17 protein-coding genes are annotated in these 19,137 nt (G+C 34.5%); 6 read left to right on the forward strand and 11 right to left on the reverse strand.

From position 1 onward, the window contains the following. Positions 1-10 precede the first annotated feature (10 nt). Positions 11-1,654 carry a CDP-glycerol glycerophosphotransferase family protein gene (locus Q5O86_RS06655; protein WP_302626362.1) on the forward strand — a complete coding sequence of 548 codons (1,644 nt, stop codon included), beginning with the start codon at positions 11-13 and terminating at the stop codon, positions 1,652-1,654. 5 nt (positions 1,655-1,659) lie between these two features. Here Q5O86_RS06655 and Q5O86_RS06660 read toward each other — a convergent pair whose 3' ends face one another. From Q5O86_RS06660 to Q5O86_RS06675, 4 genes are read right to left on the reverse strand one after another with little or no spacing between them, the layout of a single operon-like run. Continuing rightward, positions 1,660-2,877, reverse strand: a complete 1,218-nt coding sequence (locus tag Q5O86_RS06660) for a CDP-glycerol glycerophosphotransferase family protein (RefSeq protein ID WP_302626363.1) — start codon at positions 2,875-2,877, stop codon at positions 1,660-1,662. Beyond that, on the reverse strand, positions 2,874-3,947 hold the full coding sequence (locus tag Q5O86_RS06665; protein WP_302626364.1) for a CDP-glycerol glycerophosphotransferase family protein: 1,074 nt from the start codon (positions 3,945-3,947) through the stop codon (positions 2,874-2,876). The genes Q5O86_RS06660 and Q5O86_RS06665 overlap by 4 nt, the downstream gene beginning before the upstream one ends. A gap of 53 nt (positions 3,948-4,000) precedes the next feature. Then, the gene (locus Q5O86_RS06670; protein ID WP_302626365.1) at positions 4,001-4,828 is read right to left on the reverse strand and encodes a glycosyltransferase; all 828 of its coding nucleotides are present in this window, start codon (positions 4,826-4,828) and stop codon (positions 4,001-4,003) included. Positions 4,829-4,837: 9 nt separating this feature from the next. Further along, a complete protein-coding gene (locus Q5O86_RS06675; RefSeq protein WP_302626366.1) occupies positions 4,838-6,199 on the reverse strand; it encodes an exopolysaccharide biosynthesis polyprenyl glycosylphosphotransferase in 1,362 nt (453 codons plus the stop codon). A 416-nt stretch (positions 6,200-6,615) separates the two neighbouring features. Between Q5O86_RS06675 and Q5O86_RS06680 the strand changes: the two genes are divergently transcribed. Together Q5O86_RS06680 and Q5O86_RS06685 are read left to right on the forward strand one after the other, a co-directional pair. Beyond that, positions 6,616-7,965: an LCP family protein gene (locus Q5O86_RS06680; RefSeq protein ID WP_302626367.1), complete on the forward strand. Its 1,350-nt coding sequence runs from the start codon at positions 6,616-6,618 to the stop codon at positions 7,963-7,965. A gap of 47 nt (positions 7,966-8,012) precedes the next feature. After that, a complete protein-coding gene (locus Q5O86_RS06685; protein ID WP_302626368.1) occupies positions 8,013-9,074 on the forward strand; it encodes an undecaprenyldiphospho-muramoylpentapeptide beta-N-acetylglucosaminyltransferase in 1,062 nt (353 codons plus the stop codon). Positions 9,075-9,097: 23 nt separating this feature from the next. Here Q5O86_RS06685 and Q5O86_RS06690 read toward each other — a convergent pair whose 3' ends face one another. From Q5O86_RS06690 to Q5O86_RS06700, 3 genes are read right to left on the reverse strand one after another with little or no spacing between them, the layout of a single operon-like run. Beyond that, a complete protein-coding gene (locus tag Q5O86_RS06690; protein WP_302626369.1) occupies positions 9,098-9,511 on the reverse strand; it encodes an HIT family protein in 414 nt (137 codons plus the stop codon). Then, positions 9,504-10,145 carry a rhomboid family intramembrane serine protease gene (locus Q5O86_RS06695; protein WP_302626370.1) on the reverse strand — a complete coding sequence of 214 codons (642 nt, stop codon included), beginning with the start codon at positions 10,143-10,145 and terminating at the stop codon, positions 9,504-9,506. The genes Q5O86_RS06690 and Q5O86_RS06695 overlap by 8 nt, the downstream gene beginning before the upstream one ends. 25 nt (positions 10,146-10,170) lie before the next feature. Then, positions 10,171-11,295: an acyltransferase gene (locus tag Q5O86_RS06700; RefSeq protein WP_302626371.1), complete on the reverse strand. Its 1,125-nt coding sequence runs from the start codon at positions 11,293-11,295 to the stop codon at positions 10,171-10,173. A gap of 167 nt (positions 11,296-11,462) precedes the next feature. Between Q5O86_RS06700 and Q5O86_RS06705 the strand changes: the two genes are divergently transcribed. Then, a complete protein-coding gene (locus tag Q5O86_RS06705) occupies positions 11,463-14,918 on the forward strand; it encodes a CDP-glycerol:glycerophosphate glycerophosphotransferase (protein ID WP_302626372.1) in 3,456 nt (1,151 codons plus the stop codon). A 25-nt stretch (positions 14,919-14,943) separates the two neighbouring features. Next, complete coding sequence (locus Q5O86_RS06710) at positions 14,944-15,390, forward strand: GtrA family protein (RefSeq protein WP_302626373.1); 447 nt, start codon at positions 14,944-14,946, stop codon at positions 15,388-15,390. Between the two features lie 61 nt (positions 15,391-15,451). Here Q5O86_RS06710 and Q5O86_RS06715 read toward each other — a convergent pair whose 3' ends face one another. Genes Q5O86_RS06715 through Q5O86_RS06725 form a run of 3 tightly spaced genes read right to left on the reverse strand, consistent with a single transcriptional unit; the run spans position 15,452 to position 17,750 of the window. Next, the gene (locus tag Q5O86_RS06715; protein WP_302626374.1) at positions 15,452-16,009 is read right to left on the reverse strand and encodes a DUF5662 family protein; all 558 of its coding nucleotides are present in this window, start codon (positions 16,007-16,009) and stop codon (positions 15,452-15,454) included. Positions 16,010-16,040: 31 nt separating this feature from the next. Beyond that, complete coding sequence (locus tag Q5O86_RS06720; RefSeq protein WP_302626375.1) at positions 16,041-16,847, reverse strand: RimK family alpha-L-glutamate ligase; 807 nt, start codon at positions 16,845-16,847, stop codon at positions 16,041-16,043. A gap of 24 nt (positions 16,848-16,871) precedes the next feature. Then, entirely contained in the window at positions 16,872-17,750 is an 879-nt protein-coding gene (locus Q5O86_RS06725) for a RimK family alpha-L-glutamate ligase (protein WP_302626376.1), read from the reverse strand. A 288-nt stretch (positions 17,751-18,038) separates the two neighbouring features. Here Q5O86_RS06725 and Q5O86_RS06730 point away from each other — a divergent pair, with 288 nt between their 5' ends. Then, entirely contained in the window at positions 18,039-18,716 is a 678-nt protein-coding gene (locus Q5O86_RS06730; RefSeq protein WP_302626377.1) for a hypothetical protein, read from the forward strand. Between the two features lie 25 nt (positions 18,717-18,741). Here the strand turns inward: Q5O86_RS06730 and Q5O86_RS06735 are convergent, their stop codons facing one another. Continuing rightward, entirely contained in the window at positions 18,742-19,116 is a 375-nt protein-coding gene (locus Q5O86_RS06735; RefSeq protein WP_302626378.1) for a DUF2500 domain-containing protein, read from the reverse strand. Between the last annotated feature and the right edge of the window lie 21 nt (positions 19,117-19,137).

Below are 19,137 nucleotides of genomic sequence, written 5' to 3' on the forward strand. Positions count from 1 at the left end.
GAGGTGTTTTATGAACAAATTCACTCCCACTATAAAAGATAGTGCAAAAATAAAATTAAAAAGAACTGCAAAAAAAATTGTTCAGACCGTTCATATGAATCCAAAAGATAAGGGGAAAAAACTATATTACAATTATCTCTCTCTTCCTATAAAAGAAAACTTTATTTTTTATGAAGCATTCTCAGGGCTTGGCATTTTAGATAATCCAAGAGCACTTTTTAATTTTCTTTTAGATAATCCGGACACTCATCATTATACTCATGTCTGGTCCATTGAAAATATAGAAAGCGCTTCTGATAACTTAAAGGAATATTCTGAATATAAAAATGTGATAATTGTCGAGAGAGAATCTGCTGACTATTATAAATATCTTGCCACATGCCAGTATCTTATTTCCAATTCTACATTTGGTTACTATTTTGAGAAACGCAAAGAACAGGTTTACATAAATACCTGGCATGGAGTTCCTACTAAATATATGGGATATGAGCATACGATTGAGTGCGTGGAAAATGCCAGAGGTCCTGCCAGAAATTTCCTTATGGCAGACTATATATTATCCGCCAACCGTTTTATGACAGATATCATGTACAAACGCGCATATATGCTTGACGGATTATTTCAGGGGAAAATATTAGAGTTAGGATACCCTAGAATTGATACTGTTTTAACCGCCGGCAAAACAGTCACCTATAAGCGTTTAGAGGCTCTGGGCATGGATACGAATAAGAAGATAATCCTGTATGCCCCTACATGGAAAGGAACCCTCTATAACAATCTGGATTACAGTGTAGAAGAATTAAAAGAAACAATTCATAAGATGTCTGCCGGTATCGACCAAAATCAATACAAAATTTATATTCGCGTTCATTACTTCTTGTATAAAATATTAAAAGATGACCCGGATTTTAAAGATATTCTGATTCCTTTTACGATTGATACGAACGAACTTTTATCTGTTGTAGATATTTTAATTTCAGATTATTCCAGCATTTTCTTTGATTTTTTAGTAACCGGACGTCCAATTCTATTTTATGTGCCAGACCTGAAAGATTATAAGAAAAACCGGGGACTTTATGTTCCCATAAAAAAACTACCGGGATATGTGACAGCAGATGTTGAAATGATAGCCACATCTCTAACGGCAATCTGTCAAAACCCTGAACAATACCTGGAGTTCTACAGCGAACGATATATTGAAATGCAAGACTGGTGCCTCGAAAAAGAGGATGGACATTCCTGTGAGCGTATTGTAGATACAATTTTTAAAAAACAAGACATGCCTATCGCATTTAACACCTTAAAAAATTATAAAACGCAGACACTCATCTGTGTGAATACAAACGCCAACAGTCATAATGTACTTGAAGAATTGAAAGAGTATCTTGATAATGTAAATTACTTTTCCACAGACATAACTGTTTTAGCAACTGCGTTTAAAGACGAATCTTATAAGGAGTTTTTCAATCATCTTCCAAAGCAGATAAGGATTCTTGTCTGGTATGAGTTACCCTTTGTGACCAAGCGCACAGAGAATTTTTATCAGAGAGAAGTAAGACGGACTCTCGGTGAATCCGAATTTGATGAAGTAAAGTTTATTGGAAAAGTAACTGAATATTGGGCCGGATTTGCAAATGCTGTGGTGGGAGAGTGATTGTTTTACTCTCCCACCACAGCATTTTCAATTATTCTCTCCAAAACTTTTCTACTTGTATCCGGACCATCTAAATAGTTAAACTTAGAATTAAATTCCCTATATTTTTCATCAGGCACAAAAGTATCTGAGACTTCTTTTATTGCCTCAAATACCTCTTCCTGCTCTCTCGTCACTTTTCCCGGCAATTCCTTTATATCTAAATAGAAATCCCTCAACTGATTTTTATATTCCTCATAATCACTCATAAAAAAGATAATCGGACGTTTTAAGTTTGCGTAATCAAAGAATACGGAAGAGTAATCCGTTATTAGAACATCACTGATAACATATAATTGGTTCACATCCTCCACCTTAGATACATCAATTACGAACCCACGGTAATTGCTGAAATCCATTTTTTGTGAAATAAAGTAATGTGCTCGAAATAATATTACATAATCATCTCCCAATGTCTCTCTTGCCTTATCAAAATTCAAATGATTTTCTAATCGGAACCCTTCCTTGGCACTATATTTATTATCCCGAAACGTAGGTGCGTACAAAACTACCTTCTTATCCTTTTTGATACCAAACTCTTCTTTCAGATTTTCTATCTCTTTATCTGTAACTCTATATAAATAGTCATTTCTAGGATATCCCGTCGTCAACACACAGTTTTCTTTTTTCTCTTCTTTCAAATGAAACGCCGAAATAAACTTTTCGGTACAATACTCCGAAGGCGATATCATAAATGTAATCTTTTTTGCCTCTGTTATATAAATCTTCTGAATATCAGAAACCTTTGTCATAGCATTTCCCGACTTGGTAACATCGCATCCAATCTTTTTTAACGGAGTTCCATGCCATGTCTGAACGAAAATTCTCTTTCTACCCGGTTTCAAAAATGGTCTCGGATTCGAATTGAAAATCCAATATTTCGCTGTTGCCAAAGCTTTATAATAACGATAGCTCTCAAACTTTACAAGCTGAACCTTCTGTGCCTGAGACATATCTTCTCTATCCGTATCGCGCAGTGACCATATTAACGTAAACTCACTATAATGGGGATTTCTTAACATTTCTTCATATAATGCCTTGGGGCTGCACGCCACGCTCCTGCCCTGAAACGCCTCAAAGACAACGGTCTTTTCATCTATTTTACTCGTAATCCTTGCGACAAAATAGAGTAGCCTCTTATATAACAACATTAAGGCTCTCAAAAAATCTTTTATTTTCTTCATTTATCCTGTCTCCCGAAAACAAATTCTGCGATACGTTCTGCACTGTTTCCATCATTATATTTATGAATCCTGTAATTCAGATTCTCCCTATCCTTTTTAAACTCGTCCACGCCATTTATCACATTTAAAATAAACGTTTCTAATTCCTCATTGGTCTTTAATTTTGCTCCCGGCATATACTCATATGGATTGTCAAAAGTAAATCCTCTCTCACACCTATATTGTTCTATATCATCCACAGTAAACGCTATCGGTCTGTTTAGCATCATATAATCAAAATAAACAGAAGAATAGTCTGTAATCAGAGCATCACTTGCCCGAAGCAATCCGTATACAGTAATCTGCGCTCTGTTTAACTGTTCCTGATTTATAAATTCAATATAAGAATATTTTTTTAATTCTCCTGAAATTTGCTGTAATGGATGTATTTTAATTATTAACCTGGTGTTATGTTCTTTTAATATTTCATTTAATATGTCCGCCTGACTTTCATCTAAAATAGAAACCGGAAATTTTTTTTGCTCCTCTCTAAATGTAGGAAGCCATAAAATAACCTTTTCTGCCCCACGCCTCACAGAATTGTCTAAAATCGGATTTATGCGAAACATCTCGTCATTTCTAGGTTGTCCTGTAATAATAACCTGTTTACTGTCACAATTAAAACATTTCATAAGAATAGGGTTAAATATTTCAGCAGTAGATATGATTTTTGTGAAATAATTATAATCAATATGTTCTAAGCCCTGTTCCATATTTCCTACTCTTTTCAAAGGCATACCATGCCAGAGATTTATAACCATCTGTCTTTTGGATGGTTTAATAGGATATTTACCAAAACAATAAAATGCATATTTTGCCTTGATAAAATACTTGATACCACTCTTATTATCTAGAAATAAAACGTTTTCGGGTTCATGGTTTACATAATCCTTATAATCATTGATACTTACAACAATTTTATAATCCCTGTTATACCCATTTTGAATCAGATAATCATAAAAAGCTCTTACATTATCTCTAAATCCCAGATTGGAATAAAAAAATATTAAATTTTTATCCTTTTTTATCATTTTATTCACCAGCGACAAGGGCTTAAAAAATATTTTTAATATGCTTTTCTTCATTATTTATTTCCTTTTCTTAAAAGTTTTGAATAAATAAACGTTCTAACATCATTTGGAACAATACTTACCACTGAATGAGCCACTGTGCTAAACAAAAAACTTCCCATTCCTATAAAGCCTATTTTTCTTAAATGTCTCTTAAATCTTATAATGCACTTTACATAGGAGAGACCGCCTCTTCTTTGATACATATCCTCTCCGCCTCTCATATATAAAAGTATCTCCTGAATATTATATCCCTGATATCCTTTGTGAAGCATGGTTACCCATAAATTATAATCTTCAAAAAACCGATAGTCATCATAAAAACCTGCATCCACCACTGCAGATTTTTTATACATGACTGATGGATGATTAAATGGACTCCTCTTTTTCGCAAAACTTATAATATCTTTATTATTTTCAGGAACAATTCTGCTGGTTTTTGTATTTGAAATGTCCCCTGTAAATTCAACAATGTTCGAACCCACAATGTGAACATCTTTTTTTCTGATAATGCGTAACTGTTTTTCCATTCTGTCCGGTGCACTAATGTCATCACTGTCCATTCGTGCTATATACTCATTCTTACATTGTAAAATTCCATTATTTAATGCCTTTGCCAGTCCCATATTGTGATTTAACCTATAAACGTTGAATAGGCCTGAATAATCTGCTGCATATCTTGCAATCACTTTATTCAGGCCTTCGTTCAATGCACCGTCACAGACCAGTACAAAATCATTTGTTTTTACAGTCTGATTTAATATACTGTCTATGGCGGCTTTTAAATATTCCGGTTTTTCTTTATAATAAACTGACATTAATACTGAATAGTTTTCTGTCATGTCGTTCACCTATTTCTTTTCAATAATCGCAGTTTTCTGGTCCGCATTCACGCCTTCTGTATTGTCCTTCATAAACATTATTTTAAAGGTCATAAGAATCAACTGAACATCTGTCCACATTTTATAATGCTGTATATAATACATATCCAATTTTAATTTATCATATGGTGTTGTATTATATTTTCCATAAACCTGCGCGTATCCCGTAAGTCCGGCTTTGACTTTGAGCCTAAACCTAAACTCTGGAATTTCCTGCTCATACTCTGCCGCAATCTCAGGTCTCTCCGGTCTCGGACCTACAACGGACATCTGTCCAACTAAAATATTAAAAACCTGAGGAAGCTCGTCCAGGTGTGTAGCTCTTAGAACTCTTCCGACTTTAGTAATGCGGTTATCATTTTTTGCGGCAAGCCTTGCGCCATCTTTCTCTGAATTTACCTTCATGCTCCGAAATTTTAATATTTTAAAGACTTTTCCATCTTTGGTCAATCTCGGCTGTGTATAAAATATAGGACCTCTATCCCATATTAAATTACCTATAGCAACAAGCAATGTAACAACAATCGTAGGAATGCATAATATCAGCGCAATGATAATATCCATAAACCGCTTAACAAAAGCCTGTTCCCATTTAAGACCTTTATTTTTTGTCACCAGCAACGGTGAGTCAAACAATGTATTTTGATTTGCACCGGTAATAATAATATCAGACAGTTTCGGTGTAATATATGCTCTCTTGTCATGCATGTAGCAGTCTTTTACAATCTGATTTCTCTGTCCACTTGGAATATCACACAATAAAACGGCCTGATGATTCAAAATAGCTTCCTGCAATTTTTCTGAATCTTCATCACAATGAATGGAATCTTTAATAATATATTTATCTTTTCTAGTCTCAATTTTGTTTACCAGATTATCAGGGTCCCTGTCGCTATATATTAAAAGCATATCTTTTGGCGGGTACATCCATTTATATGTGCCCATAGCCAGACCACACCAAATCAAACAACAGAGTAAGTTATCAAAACTCATACCTATTATCGGCGCCGGGTTTACCAGCTCCAATGTGAGCATTGATATCTGCAAATACATAATCAAATTCGTAAAAAACAGTGCAAGAATCTGGGAAAATACCAGATTTGAATATTGAAGACTGCCTAATTTAAATGCACCATACACATTACTAAATATGGTAAACATAAGTGCATAAACAAAAAGCAGCACAATATGTCCTTTGAAGAAGAACTCCCTCGACATCCCCTGACTATAATAATGATTCCAGAAATACCAGAATATCATTGTCTGGGCGATAATAACTAATGCGAGAAGCAACAAAAACATGATTCTTCTAAACGCTCTTGATTTTCTCATTTCTGCCTCCTGATGTGTTAATCAGACATGCCTGTATTCCCTCTTTTTTCTGAAATACAAGACGAAAAATTTCTCTTAATAACTAATAAGCCGGTTTGTACCATATTTCTGAATACAACACCAGCTCACAATTTATCATAATTTTACCAAAGCAGGTACTATTTGTCAATTAAACGCGTTATTTCCGCCACTGCCAAATATGTTGCTATTTGTTTTTTCAAAATTATGTAGTATAATTAGCACACGCTTATTGAGGGACAACTCTGCGATTTTATTTAGATTGTATCTTCCTAAGCGCTGATGTATACAATTTATTCTTAGTTTGTTCAATAATTTATGTTTTAATTACGTTTAATAGATGAAACATAAATTTCATTCATATGGGAAATCTGATAACAAAAGACTTGGAGGTTTTTATGAACAAAAAACAAAAAATTTCAGAAGCAAAAACCGGTTACTATGGCTATAGCTCTGAGACAAGAAACGTATCAAAAGGAAATTCCAAACGCGGTAAATCCGGAGACAAAAAAGCAATTGGTGTAATTTTAGTCATCCTACAGCTTATTCTCTCTATTGTATTTATCGGTCTTGTTCTATATAAGAGACTAGCCTTTGTTACTGCACCTATTTTAGCAGGACTGATTGCTGTTCTTATTATATTGTTAGCACTGGTTCTTTTTCTATTACAAAAATCCCAAAATGCGCAAACCGGTGGCAAAGTCATTTCGATTATTGTAATCATTATACTTTCGCTGCTTATTTATTTAGTGGCTCCCCTGCCTAGAATGTCAGGAAAGAAAGTATCTGATGACCCGTTTGTTGTATTTGTTTCCGCTGCCGATACGTTCGGTGAGTTTGGTGAAAAGACCCTTACCCGTTCCGATACAAACATTTTAGCTGTTATTAATCCAAAAACATACTCCATATTGATGGTTTCAACACCGAGAGATTATTATGTTCCGATACAGGCAAAAAGTGTAGCGCCGGAATCCTATGACAAATTGACTCATATTGGTCTATATGGAAATGGAATTGCTTATAATGGTAATCAGGACCTAACTGCCAGTGACTGGCAATGGGGCTATGAGGTTCAATGGCACCACGGTGTAGATGCACTTATGGATACACTTCAACATTTATACAAATTCGATGTAAAAGAAAGCGATTATCATTATGTAAAACTAAACTTTACAGGATTTGCGGATTTGATTGATGCTTTAGGTGGCGTTACAGTCAACGTAGACCAGCCATTCTCCACCAGAACCTATGCCACATATGGCGAGGAAAATAAGGAGCGTAAGACATATACTTATACAAAAGGCAAAATGAAAATGGACGGAAATACAGCGCTTACCTATGCCCGTGAGCGTCACTCCTTTGCCAATGGAGACATGCAGAGAAACAAGAATCAGGTAAAAGTCTTAAAAGCTATGGAGAACAAAATATTAAGCGGCACAACACTTTTAAACTACAACAAAGTTTTAGATGCCATTCAAAACAGCTTTACTACAGATTTAGATATTTCCTCTATGGCAAACTTACAGATGGCGCTCTCCACCAAGAGGGATTATGAAGGATGGAATATTATGTCATACAGTGTAGTAGGTACACCTTCACGACAAATATTAACATACACCGGAACTTCGAAGTCCGTTGTTATGCAGGATGAGGAATCTATCAGCCATGCTACAGAATTAATTAATATGACATTAAAAGGCGACGCTGCCTCTGCAATCAAGAAAAAAATCAAGGAATACAAACAGTAACTTTGGAATATAGAAATTTAGATTCAAATAGTGATGAGGAGATTATCATGAAAAAAATTATTTTAACCGGCGGGGGTACCGCCGGTCATGTAACACCAAATATTGCATTGATTCCCTCCCTTAAAAACTTAGGATTTCAAATAAAATATATTGGCTCTGAGGGTGGAATGGAACAAAAATTAGTGGAGGATGCCGGTCTTGACTATGTCGGCATAGCTTCCGGTAAACTTAGAAGATATTTTAGCTGGAAAAACTTTTCCGACCCATTTAGAGTCTTAAAAGGATACTTTCAGGCAAAAAAAATTATCAGGAAGTTTCAACCTGATGTTGTGTTTTCAAAAGGTGGATTTGTATCCGTTCCGGTAGTTTTTGCAGCTCACAAATATAAAATCCCAGTAATTATTCATGAGTCTGATATGACTCCCGGTCTTGCAAACAGACTCGCCATCAAAAAAGCAACCAAAGTCTGTCATAATTTTCCGGAAACCGCAGCTCATTTAGGTGAGAAAGCAGTACATACCGGTTCGCCAATTCGTGCTGAATTGTTTGCCGGAAATAAAATCACTGCTCTTGACAAATGTAATTTCTCAGCAAATAAGCCTGTTATTATGGTTACCGGCGGTAGTCTGGGAGCCGAAAATGTAAACCGCCTGGTAAGAGAAGCATTACCTGAATTACTTAGAGATTTTCAGATTGCACATTTATGCGGAAAAGGAAAAATTGATGAATCTCTTCTGAATCTACAGGGATATGCACAATTTGAATATATTAGTGAAGAAATGAAAGACTTTTTTGCTATGGCAGATTTAATTATATCAAGAGCCGGCGCCAATTCTATTTGTGAAATTTCAGCACTAAAGAAACCAAATATCTTAATTCCATTATCTGCTAAAGTAAGCCGTGGAGACCAGATTTTAAATGCGAAATCTTATAAGAAACAGGGTTTTAGTGAAGTATTAGACGAAGATATCGCAACCAAAGATGACCTTATTTTAACTGTACATAAAGTATTTGATAATAAAGCTAAATATATTCATGCGATGGAAACTGCCTCCGGTACAGGTGGCGTAGAAAAAATAACAGATTTGATTCATAATATCTTAAAATAAAAAATGGAGCATAGCTCCATTTTTTATTTTAAGATATTTGTAACTTTCCGTATCAATCCATTTAAATATTCCACATCCTGTTCACCCGGAATCCATTTGATATTTGCCGTATCTCCTTCATATCTCGGAATCACATGAATATGCAGATGGAATACAGACTGTCCAGCCATCTCACCATTATTTTGCAAAATATTTACCCCCTCACACTCTGTTGCCTCCTTTAACGCTATTGCCACTTTTTTTGCAACAACATGAGCTTTTGCCAAAAGTTCATCTGAAATCTCAAAAACATTCGCTGCATGCGCCTTTGGAATAACGAGTGCATGTCCCTTTGTTGCCGGGCCTGCATCAAATATCACTTTAACATCTTCATCCTCAAACAATGTCAGAGCCGGAATTTCTCCTGCTGCAATTTTACAAAAAATACAATTATCCATAATAACCTCCTATGTAATCTCTCTTTTGGGGTCTGTATAATATAAATGCCATAATAACGCCAATCAGCGCTCCACCAAGGTGTGCCATCCAATCCACACCTTCTTCCATATTACCAAAGACCATCAACACAAACAATATGATTAGTCTTGGCGCAGATACCTGTCCCTGATTTCTCCTATTCACAAAAATCATTACCAGCAATACGCCGAATATTCCAAAGACTGCTCCAGACGCACCAATGCTGACAGGCGCTTCATTCATTCGCATTTCAACAAATGCAGATAACAGCGCACCGCCTACGCCACAAACCATATATGTAATAAAATATTTTATGGGACCATATTCTCTCTCTAACTGGTACCCTAAAATACCAAGCATAAACATATTATTCAAAATATGCTCCGGACCCGAATGGATAAACATATGCGTAATCAGCCTGTACCACTCACCATCTTCAAAAACTCCCGGCCAATACATAGCGCCATGAGAATATAAAAACATGGTATCTTCTGTACTTCCTATAATTTCCATTCCCAAAAATATCAAAACATTAACAATGATAACAACAATGGTTACATAAGGAAGATTTCTTTTTATCCTAATTCCATTTTCACCATAAGAATAACTTTCCATAAAAATAATACTCCCTTCTGAAGAATCAATCTATTCTCATTTTATGCATCAGCCAACTTACCCCTTTATCAAAGCCAATAACCTTTCTGATAAATTCTATGATAAAAGAAGCACAAAGAGACGTTGTTAATAAAACTGCAACAATTAAATATGCATTTTTAAAACTATAAATAAAATCATAATACCATGCCATTCTTATAAAACTGTGAATCAGAAAGATATTCATAGAATGTTTGCCTAGCAGGCTCAAAATATTTTTAATTCCCGGTATTCCATTCATATATTCAAAAATAAATGCTATAACAAGTAAAGTTACAATCCCCTCCCATATCGGTAACAGCGTAGTCAATCTGGTTTTATGTCTGAAATATAATATAATTATAATTGCAATTAAATAAGCAATACACTTTAAAAGTTTTCCTAACGCCGGAATCCGTTTTATAGGATTATATTTTTTCATTTTTACTATCAAATCTTTATCTGCCGCAATAATTCCCACTACAATACACACAATATATATCGGGAAAAATACATATGTTTTCGATGCGGCAGTATTCGCCGTCTTTATTGGAAACAGCATAGAAAATGTGGCGGAAATTCCCAGCGCGACCATGCCTCCAAATTTTTTATATAACCATATCATAACCGGCACCACCCAGATGATAATCTGTGCCAATGACATATACCAGAAAGTCGATATAAAGGTCGGTGTCTGAAAAAATTGTGCCAGCCCAAGCATATCAATAAAAAAATATAAAACACCGATGGTCTCCTTACCATACACATGAGTGTACCATCCCTGTCCCGTAATTATAGAATATATTTGTAACAGTAAAAATACAAAGATAAATCCTGTAATCAGTTTCACATATCTTTTTATGACAGCATTTGATATTTCTTTTTTTGACAGCATAAATTCACTATTGACTCTTTTCAATGACAATGCAATTCCATATGCACTTAAAAACACAAACATTGCCACGCATATCTTCATTGCCAAAGCCACATCATTTACTATCCATTCCTGAAACGGCTGAAAATCAACCACTTTACCCTTATATCTGTCAGGACTCAAAAAACAATGATGTATGAGCATAAATATAATTGCCACGCCTTTTACCTTTTGCGTATCTTCTTTTGAAAACTTCATGTTATCCTCCTAATATATTGTATCCTAACATAATTCATATGCTTTGTGAATGATATAATTTTTTCATTTGAGGTAATATGGATTAAAATAACATAATATGGTATCATTAATAATAGTATGTCTATTTTTTGTTAATTATAATGATTAGAATTTGAGGAGAAAACAAAATGAAAACCAAAATTAGTGTAATTATTCCTACTTATAATGTTCAGGAATTTCTTGAGGAATGTGTGGACTCGGTTATCAACCAGACAATCAATACACTGCCTCTCAGTGACGGTTACGAAAGAAATTTACAGATAATTCTTGTAGATGACGGTTCTACCGACGACAGTGCCGTGATTGCAAAAAAATATGCCAGACAGTATGAAAATGTTGAATACAGATATGAAGAAAATCAGGGATTAGGACATGCCAGAAATTACGGCTACGAGTTTGCCGAGGGCGATTATATTATTTTCCTTGACTCTGACGATGTAGTTCCTCCAAATGCTTATCAATTAATGTATGCTGCCGCTGTCCGCAATGACAGTGACATGACCATCGGCGCCGTTCAGAGATTTAACTCTAAGGGATGCTGGGCTTCTAATATACATGATATTGCTTTTTCAGGCACTGACCTTGTTTCTCATATAACGAAAAATTACAACTTATTTTATGATACAACGTCCTGGAATAAACTTATTAAACGTTCTTTTTGGGAGGCTCATAATTTCCAATTTCCTGAGGGAATATTATATGAAGATATTCCGGTAACCATTCCAATGCATTTTCTCGCTAACAATGTTTCTATTGTAAGAGAAGTATGCTATTTATGGAGGGTTCGTGAAGGAATCTCGAAGTCCATTACCCAGACAACAAACGATTTAAAGAACTTAGATGACAGGCTGGCTGTTATGGGTATGGTAGATGATTTCTTTAAAAATAATGTGACAGACAGAAAACTCTTTGAAATAAAAGATACAAAATGGCTTAAAATTGACCTTATGATTTTTGTAAACAAGTTAAAGAGTATGACGGAAGAGGAATCTACTGACCTTATAAAAACCTTATGTTCTTATATCAACAAAAACATTTCCCCTTCTACTTTTGATAAATTAAACGAATTTGAAAATTTAAAATACCAAAACTTACTCGCAGGAAATTTTAATCAATTATTAGATATTATGAATTTTGAGTACGAACAGGTGAAAAAATCAAAATTGTCCCTTATAAACGGAACCATTCATATGGCCTGTGACAAAGATGTGTTTGGAACAGATTCTATTGCCGTTGACAAGTTTATTCGTGAGGGCAAAGCAATTCGATATATTCAAAATGTACAGCTGGAAAAAAAACAAATCAGTGTCACCGGTTTTACTTTGATTCCGGGAGTAAAACTGGATAGTGCAAAACAACGAAAGGTTTCATTTTATTTAATAAATACCAATACGAGAAAGACTTTGCCACTGACCTATAAGAATGTGACAATTGATAACATGAAAACATTTTCTATTCCTTACGGAGATAGTTTTTCATATGATGCCGCAGGATATAAAATTGCAATCCCTTATTCTGATTTATTAGACAATTCAGATTTTCATGGTGAAAACCGTATTATGGTTACCTTTGAACAGGATGGTATTATTCATAGTTTTTATGCCGGCCGCGCAAAAAGGGACGTCCGTATTGCCAGCGACCAAAAAGCTAAAATGCGTGGGAATAACTACTTTTCTATTGCTTATGACTATAGCAACGAAATTATCATAAATATATATTCTGTAAAGCACAGATTTGACACAGTACAAATTAAAAACAATCTTCTTTGTCTGCACAGCGAATCTAACCTTGGAAAACTTTATGTTCATTATGAAAAGGATTCTATTAACGAAGAAGTAAACTTGGATTTAACCTATAATAATGATACGAAGGATTACGAAATTGATGTGGCATCACTGAAAGCCGGGCAGGGACAAATCCAATACGAGGACGGAACTCCTGCTGTATATAAATGGAAAAAATTCTTATGCTTTGAATCCAAACATGGTCAGTGTCTTATAAATGCATTAAGAGATTATCACTTTGATATTCGCAGAAAAGACACTCTCTCTTTTGTTTCAGATATCAGTGATAAAAACGATTCCGTCTATTTAAAAGTGAAGTTATTTACTACGGAACTTGACAATAAAGTGCCACTTTCATCCGTTTTATATTTTAAAAATGCAGTGAGCGAAACACCGGAGCCGGTTTGTCGTTCAGTATGCAAACAGACATCTGACGGAATTTATACAGATTTTAAATTCACGCTGGCTGATGAAGAAATCACAAAAAATTTATTCCAGAATGCACATGATTTTTATGTAGATTATGATTTTGGTGATAAAACAATAACCACATCATTATATATTGATACAAATTATGACTATTCTTATCAGGCAAAACTATATGATTACAGAGTGTACCGTAGCAAATATGGAACTCTGCGTGTACAATCCAAAATGAAATGGAGTAAAAATGAAGATACTTTCGCTAAGCGCCTTGCCTTAGCTGATACAAAATATAAATGGTACAGACATTTACCAATTAAGAAAAAGCGTATTATGTTTGAATCCATGTGGGGTAGCAAATATAGCTGTAATCCACGTTATCTGTATGAATATATTAATGAACACCATCCGGATTATGAGTGTATTTGGTCCTTAAAGGACGAGCACATCCCTATCAAGGGAAACGGAAAAAGAGTGAGAAGATTTTCTTTGAAATACTACTATTATCTGGCAACATGTAAATACTTTGTCAATAATGTAAATTTCCATGACCATTATGTAAAACGTAAAGGTCAGGTAGAAATCCAAACTATGCATGGTACACCTCTTAAGACCCTGGGGTTGGATGTTCCCGGAGATTTTCCTACCAAAAAGCGTGAAGAGGATTATATTAAAAAGTGCAACCGTTGGGATTATCTCACTGTACAAAGCGAATTTGTGGCTGATATTTCAAAACAATGCTTTTTATTCCAGAAAGACTTTCTAAAAGTGGGATATCCTAGAACAGACATTTTGTACACAAAGAATAATAACTCTGATATTCAAAATTTAAAGAAAAAAATGGGGCTTCCTTTAGACAAGAAAATTATTTTGTATGCCCCGACATGGCGTATTAAAAATAGTTTTGAATTGATGTTAAACCTTGATGCATTTAAAGCTGCACTCTCTGATGAATATATTTTAATATTAAGACTACACCATTTTTCTGTTGCCGGATGGACCCAGCCGGAGCAAGATGATTTCGTGTATGATTTATCTATGTATGATTCTGTAGAAGAATTATATTTAGTATCAGATATTTTAATTACTGATTATTCCTCTGTTATGTTCGACTATTCAATATTGAATAGACCTATTATTCTATTTACTTATGATATGGAAGAATACAGAGACAAGCTTCGTGGTTTTTATATCGATATCGAGGCAGACAAGCCGGGACCTATCCTTTATACATCGAGGGATGTTCTGAAAGCAATTGTCGATATTGAAGAAACAGAAAAAGAATATTATAAATTCAGACAGGCATTTAGACAAAAATTTATTCCTTATGAATGTGCAAATTCTGCCGAAAAAATATTCAACGAAGTAATACAGTAACTTAATACTACAATCGGAGGAATTTATGAATAGTATAAAATCACTATACCTCAAGTATAAAGAAATTATTATGTATCTTATTATGGGCGGACTCACAACTGCCGTAAACTGGGTAACATATGCTGTACTGGTCAAAACCTTTAGCACCCCTGTTTCACTTTCAAACGTTGTGGCATGGATTGTTTCTGTGTTATTTGCCTACGTTACAAATAAAATATTTGTGTTTGAAAGCTACAGCTGGTCACCAAAATTTGTAATAAAAGAACTTTTTCTATTTGTATCGTCAAGATTTGTCACCGGACTTTTAGAAATGGTTGGAGTTCCTGCACTTGTTGCATATGGATTTGATTACCCTATACTTGGTATTCAAGGTATGTTAACAAAGATTATAGTCAGTGTAATCGTAGTTATTTTAAATTATGTATTTAGCAAATTACTTATATTTAAGGATGACAAAAAAACTGAAGAATAATTTTTAAGCCCAATATCTTTCGCCTGATGCGAGACATATTGGGCTTAACTTATACGGCAATCTATTTGTTATAATTTTTCTTTTCTTCTAAAATTCGATGTCTTATATATTCAAAAGTAGCTTTCTCTCCCTGCTCTGCATTCATCACAAGAAGATTTTCTATTTCATCCCTTGTTTTCAGATGAATACTTCTATGAGGTTTTCTGTGTTCAAAATATTCTAATGGCGACCTGTCCGTATATTTACTTCCATTATATATTTTACTGGCAGCCAATCTGTCACAAAACATCTCTGCTACATAATTATATGGCATGACCACAGGCTCATTTCTTTTTGTCTCCAAATTATAGTCAACCCAATACTCATAATGATGTTTATTTCTTCCCTTATGATGCATCCATGCTTTAGAATAACCAAATTTCTCCCGCTCTCCCTCATTGGGACTGCGTTTTCCTGTATAATATTTTACACCTGGAATAAATTCTGTGGGCGTATATTTTGATAAATCATGCCTCAAACCCTGCCATAATATTCCGGCTTTTGCACAATGTGCGATTACCTTATGTCTATGTCTGGTTATTGTTGAAAAATGTCCAAACAATCTTTTCCAAAAGTTCATTTTATCCTCCACATTACTTTATTGCATATTGTCATTTGTTCGCCTTTAATTCATTTACAATGTAATCTACAAATAACTTGATAATATGTATGTCTGTATTTTCATAAATCATTCTTGCACCAACCGCATCCTCAATCTCATTAAAAACTGCTTTACCATGATGAAAAATAAAATCAATGCCACCATAGTCTAACGGAAGTCTCTCAAGAATGCTCTCCACCATTTTAATCTCTCTTTGATTCAAAACATACGGCGTCGCCGCTCCACCCAAACTATAATTACTTTTGAAACTTTCTGTGGATATGCGCAGCATTGCCTGAACAACTTTGTTGCCTATAATATATACCCGCACATCTTTTCCCAAATCTGAACTACATTTTTGTATCACATATTTTTCCCCATTCATAGCCTGAATGGCTGCTTTTTTCTCTTTATCATTTCTTACTAAAAATACCTGATGTCCTCCATGGCCATTACAACTTTTGATAATATATGATTCGTCTGTTATCTCGCTGTCTTTCGATAGGAGCGGCATATATGGCACAATGCCTGTCAAATACTTATATGTTCTTTCTTTATCATTCGCAATCTCAGTTATTTTATAATGATTAAACACTCTTATACCAATCTGATAAAGATGTTTTGCTATCTTGGCATCTCTGCTCCTGTTTATCACGAAACCCGGTTTATTTTTATTTAAAAGCTCTTCAACATCCTGCTCTTCCAACACAATTACCCGTATATCTATATTATATTCTGCAAATCCTTCTCTGATAAACTGCACAAATTTTTTGTTTTTCAAATAATCTTCTCTATAATATATAACCCATCCTGTCATTCTGTTTCCAATATCCTTCAATTTTTATTCAACTTGTGTCAAAATATACTCTATAATTTTTTCTGCCACGTTCACTCCTGTGCAATCATATATATTTTTAAAATGTGCATTAGAATTAACCTCACAAAGAATTGGCTCTCCCACTTTTCCAAACATAATGTCAACTCCTGCAAAATCCAATCCCAGTTCTCTGCAAACCTTTAATGCCATTTCTATCTGTTCTTTCGCAGGCTCATATTTTTCCATCACACCACCGTTGGTAATATTAGCACGAAAGTCTTCTTTGTTGATACGTTTCATAGCTGTCACTACACGATTTCCCACAACGTGTATTCTCACATCTTTTCCCCTAGAGCTTTCAATGTATTCCTGCATAATAAAATCACAATGACCAATTGCCTTTATTTGTTCCACTGCTTCATAATAATTATGTACCATATACACCTGTTCTCCAAAAGAACCTTTATTTTCTTTTATAATCATCGGATAGCCAAGGCTCCCCTCTACCTGCAATATAAAAGTGAAATCTTTATATTCCTTATCAAAAGTCATAGGTGCACAAAAAGTTTTTGGCATTTTAATATCTGTATTTTTTAATTTTAAAAAGGTAAGTGATTTATCATCACAAATTTCTATTACCTTTGCAGAATTAAAAACCTGAAATCCCTCTGCCTCTAACATCTTTGCCAATTTAATATCTTTATCCCAAAATATAATAAAATCAGGTCTGGCTCTCCAATCAATCTTTTGTGGACTGACCGGCAGTATCGATGCAAGCTGGTCATTTGGTATAACCCTCAACTCACACTCTTTCTCTTTTGCTGCCGCAACCAGCCAGTCATATATCTCGTCAAACTTTTTACTTTTTAAATATCCATTTACTACCAGCCATCCTGTTTTCATTATATACCTCCAAATATTTCTTGTTTTTTAACAGCAAAGAACGGTTAAGGCCCCCTTGCCATTAACCGTTCCGGACTGAAAAATATGTTAGTATACTTATGAGTCTTAGGAGAGACTCATCTCCGACAGACTTTTCTGCCCTGTCTGAGATTTAAGTATTAGGTACTACTTTTTTATTATAACAAATATTTATTATTATTCAATATTCTTTTGTGTATTTTGCCTTTCACTATATTAGTTTTTATGATAATATTGTCTAATAAACATAACTTTTGGAGGATAATTCTAATGAGCAATTTAAATTCTACAACAAATAACAAGAATGCCAGCGGAAAAAAAGATAATAACTTATTATATATCATTATTTTTTCTTTATTGATTATAGCAGCTATTATTATTGCAGTTATTTTAAGACCGGGAACAGAAAATTCCTCTAATGACTCTGCGAATAATGGCGTTACACAGGCAGCTACTGCCGGTTCCATTTCTATTGTTTCTGAATCCGGAGCCCAGGATGCCACCGTGAACTCTAAGATTCCAAATGCCCGAAAAGTTAAATTTTCAAAGTCACATAAAGACATTGAAAATTACGAAAAAAAGCAAAAAGACACATTGGATGGAAATTACTCTGAGGCTTCTGATGGATATTCATACCTGACATATCAATTTGACCCTCAGAATGCGCCTACATTTTTTGGAACAAATGTAGCTGCCGCAGATATTAATGCGCTATTGCAATATGTGTTTTATAATGACAGTCTATCAGAGATTCGTTTACAATATGGTTCCATTGGAGAAAATGCCTATAATTCCATTATATCAAATATTAGCGGACAATATGGAGATTCCACTTACTCCAGAACCTACTCTAATGGCAATAAGGAAAGCTGGTGGAAAACAAAAACAGTTACATTGACTGTATATTATCAGGATAGCAGCGTAAGTTTATATTATAGAAAAAATTAAAGAAAAAAGAAAAGAGGGAGTAATATTACTCCCTCATAAATCCAAGATATCTGGTTCCCTGAAACGAAAGTTTCCCTTTATCTCCTTCTATTAGCATTCCATATTCATTACCATTCAAGTTCAATTCTATTCTATCTCCGCTATCTACCTGAAACGTAACATAATACATTGTGGTATGATATCCATAATTTCCTGCCATCTCTCCCGCATTCGCATGATGGTGATATGATACATCCGTTCTCTTTGATACTACAGACGCGTCTACCGTCAGCCTTGGTGAATTATTATTTTGATTCCATCTGCCAACACTTCTCGCTATGTTAACAATAAAAACACCAATTACAAGAAAAAAAACTATAAAAAACATTAACTCAAATAGTCCAAAATTAAATCCTAACATATCTTTCTCTTTCTTTTAACT

The organism is uncultured Eubacterium sp. (genome assembly GCF_937958975.1).
Classification (GTDB): Bacteria; Bacillota; Clostridia; order Lachnospirales; family Lachnospiraceae; genus Eubacterium_G.

Coding starts and splice junctions, on each gene's coding strand:
- Q5O86_RS06720 (WP_302626375.1), bottom strand. CDS start 16,847: ATGACAGGATGGGTTATATATTATAGAGAAGATTATTTGAAAAACAAA.
- Q5O86_RS06680 (WP_302626367.1), top strand. CDS start 6,616: ATGAACAAAAAACAAAAAATTTCAGAAGCAAAAACCGGTTACTATGGC.
- Q5O86_RS06735 (WP_302626378.1), bottom strand. CDS start 19,116: ATGTTAGGATTTAATTTTGGACTATTTGAGTTAATGTTTTTTATAGTT.
- Q5O86_RS06660 (WP_302626363.1), bottom strand. CDS start 2,877: ATGAAGAAAATAAAAGATTTTTTGAGAGCCTTAATGTTGTTATATAAG.
- Q5O86_RS06705 (WP_302626372.1), top strand. CDS start 11,463: ATGAAAACCAAAATTAGTGTAATTATTCCTACTTATAATGTTCAGGAA.
- Q5O86_RS06700 (WP_302626371.1), bottom strand. CDS start 11,295: ATGAAGTTTTCAAAAGAAGATACGCAAAAGGTAAAAGGCGTGGCAATT.
- Q5O86_RS06675 (WP_302626366.1), bottom strand. CDS start 6,199: ATGAGAAAATCAAGAGCGTTTAGAAGAATCATGTTTTTGTTGCTTCTC.
- Q5O86_RS06730 (WP_302626377.1), top strand. CDS start 18,039: ATGAGCAATTTAAATTCTACAACAAATAACAAGAATGCCAGCGGAAAA.
- Q5O86_RS06685 (WP_302626368.1), top strand. CDS start 8,013: ATGAAAAAAATTATTTTAACCGGCGGGGGTACCGCCGGTCATGTAACA.
- Q5O86_RS06690 (WP_302626369.1), bottom strand. CDS start 9,511: ATGGATAATTGTATTTTTTGTAAAATTGCAGCAGGAGAAATTCCGGCT.
- Q5O86_RS06715 (WP_302626374.1), bottom strand. CDS start 16,009: ATGAACTTTTGGAAAAGATTGTTTGGACATTTTTCAACAATAACCAGA.
- Q5O86_RS06655 (WP_302626362.1), top strand. CDS start 11: ATGAACAAATTCACTCCCACTATAAAAGATAGTGCAAAAATAAAATTA.
- Q5O86_RS06665 (WP_302626364.1), bottom strand. CDS start 3,947: ATGATAAAAAAGGATAAAAATTTAATATTTTTTTATTCCAATCTGGGA.
- Q5O86_RS06695 (WP_302626370.1), bottom strand. CDS start 10,145: ATGGAAAGTTATTCTTATGGTGAAAATGGAATTAGGATAAAAAGAAAT.
- Q5O86_RS06725 (WP_302626376.1), bottom strand. CDS start 17,750: ATGAAAACAGGATGGCTGGTAGTAAATGGATATTTAAAAAGTAAAAAG.
- Q5O86_RS06670 (WP_302626365.1), bottom strand. CDS start 4,828: ATGACAGAAAACTATTCAGTATTAATGTCAGTTTATTATAAAGAAAAA.
- Q5O86_RS06710 (WP_302626373.1), top strand. CDS start 14,944: ATGAATAGTATAAAATCACTATACCTCAAGTATAAAGAAATTATTATG.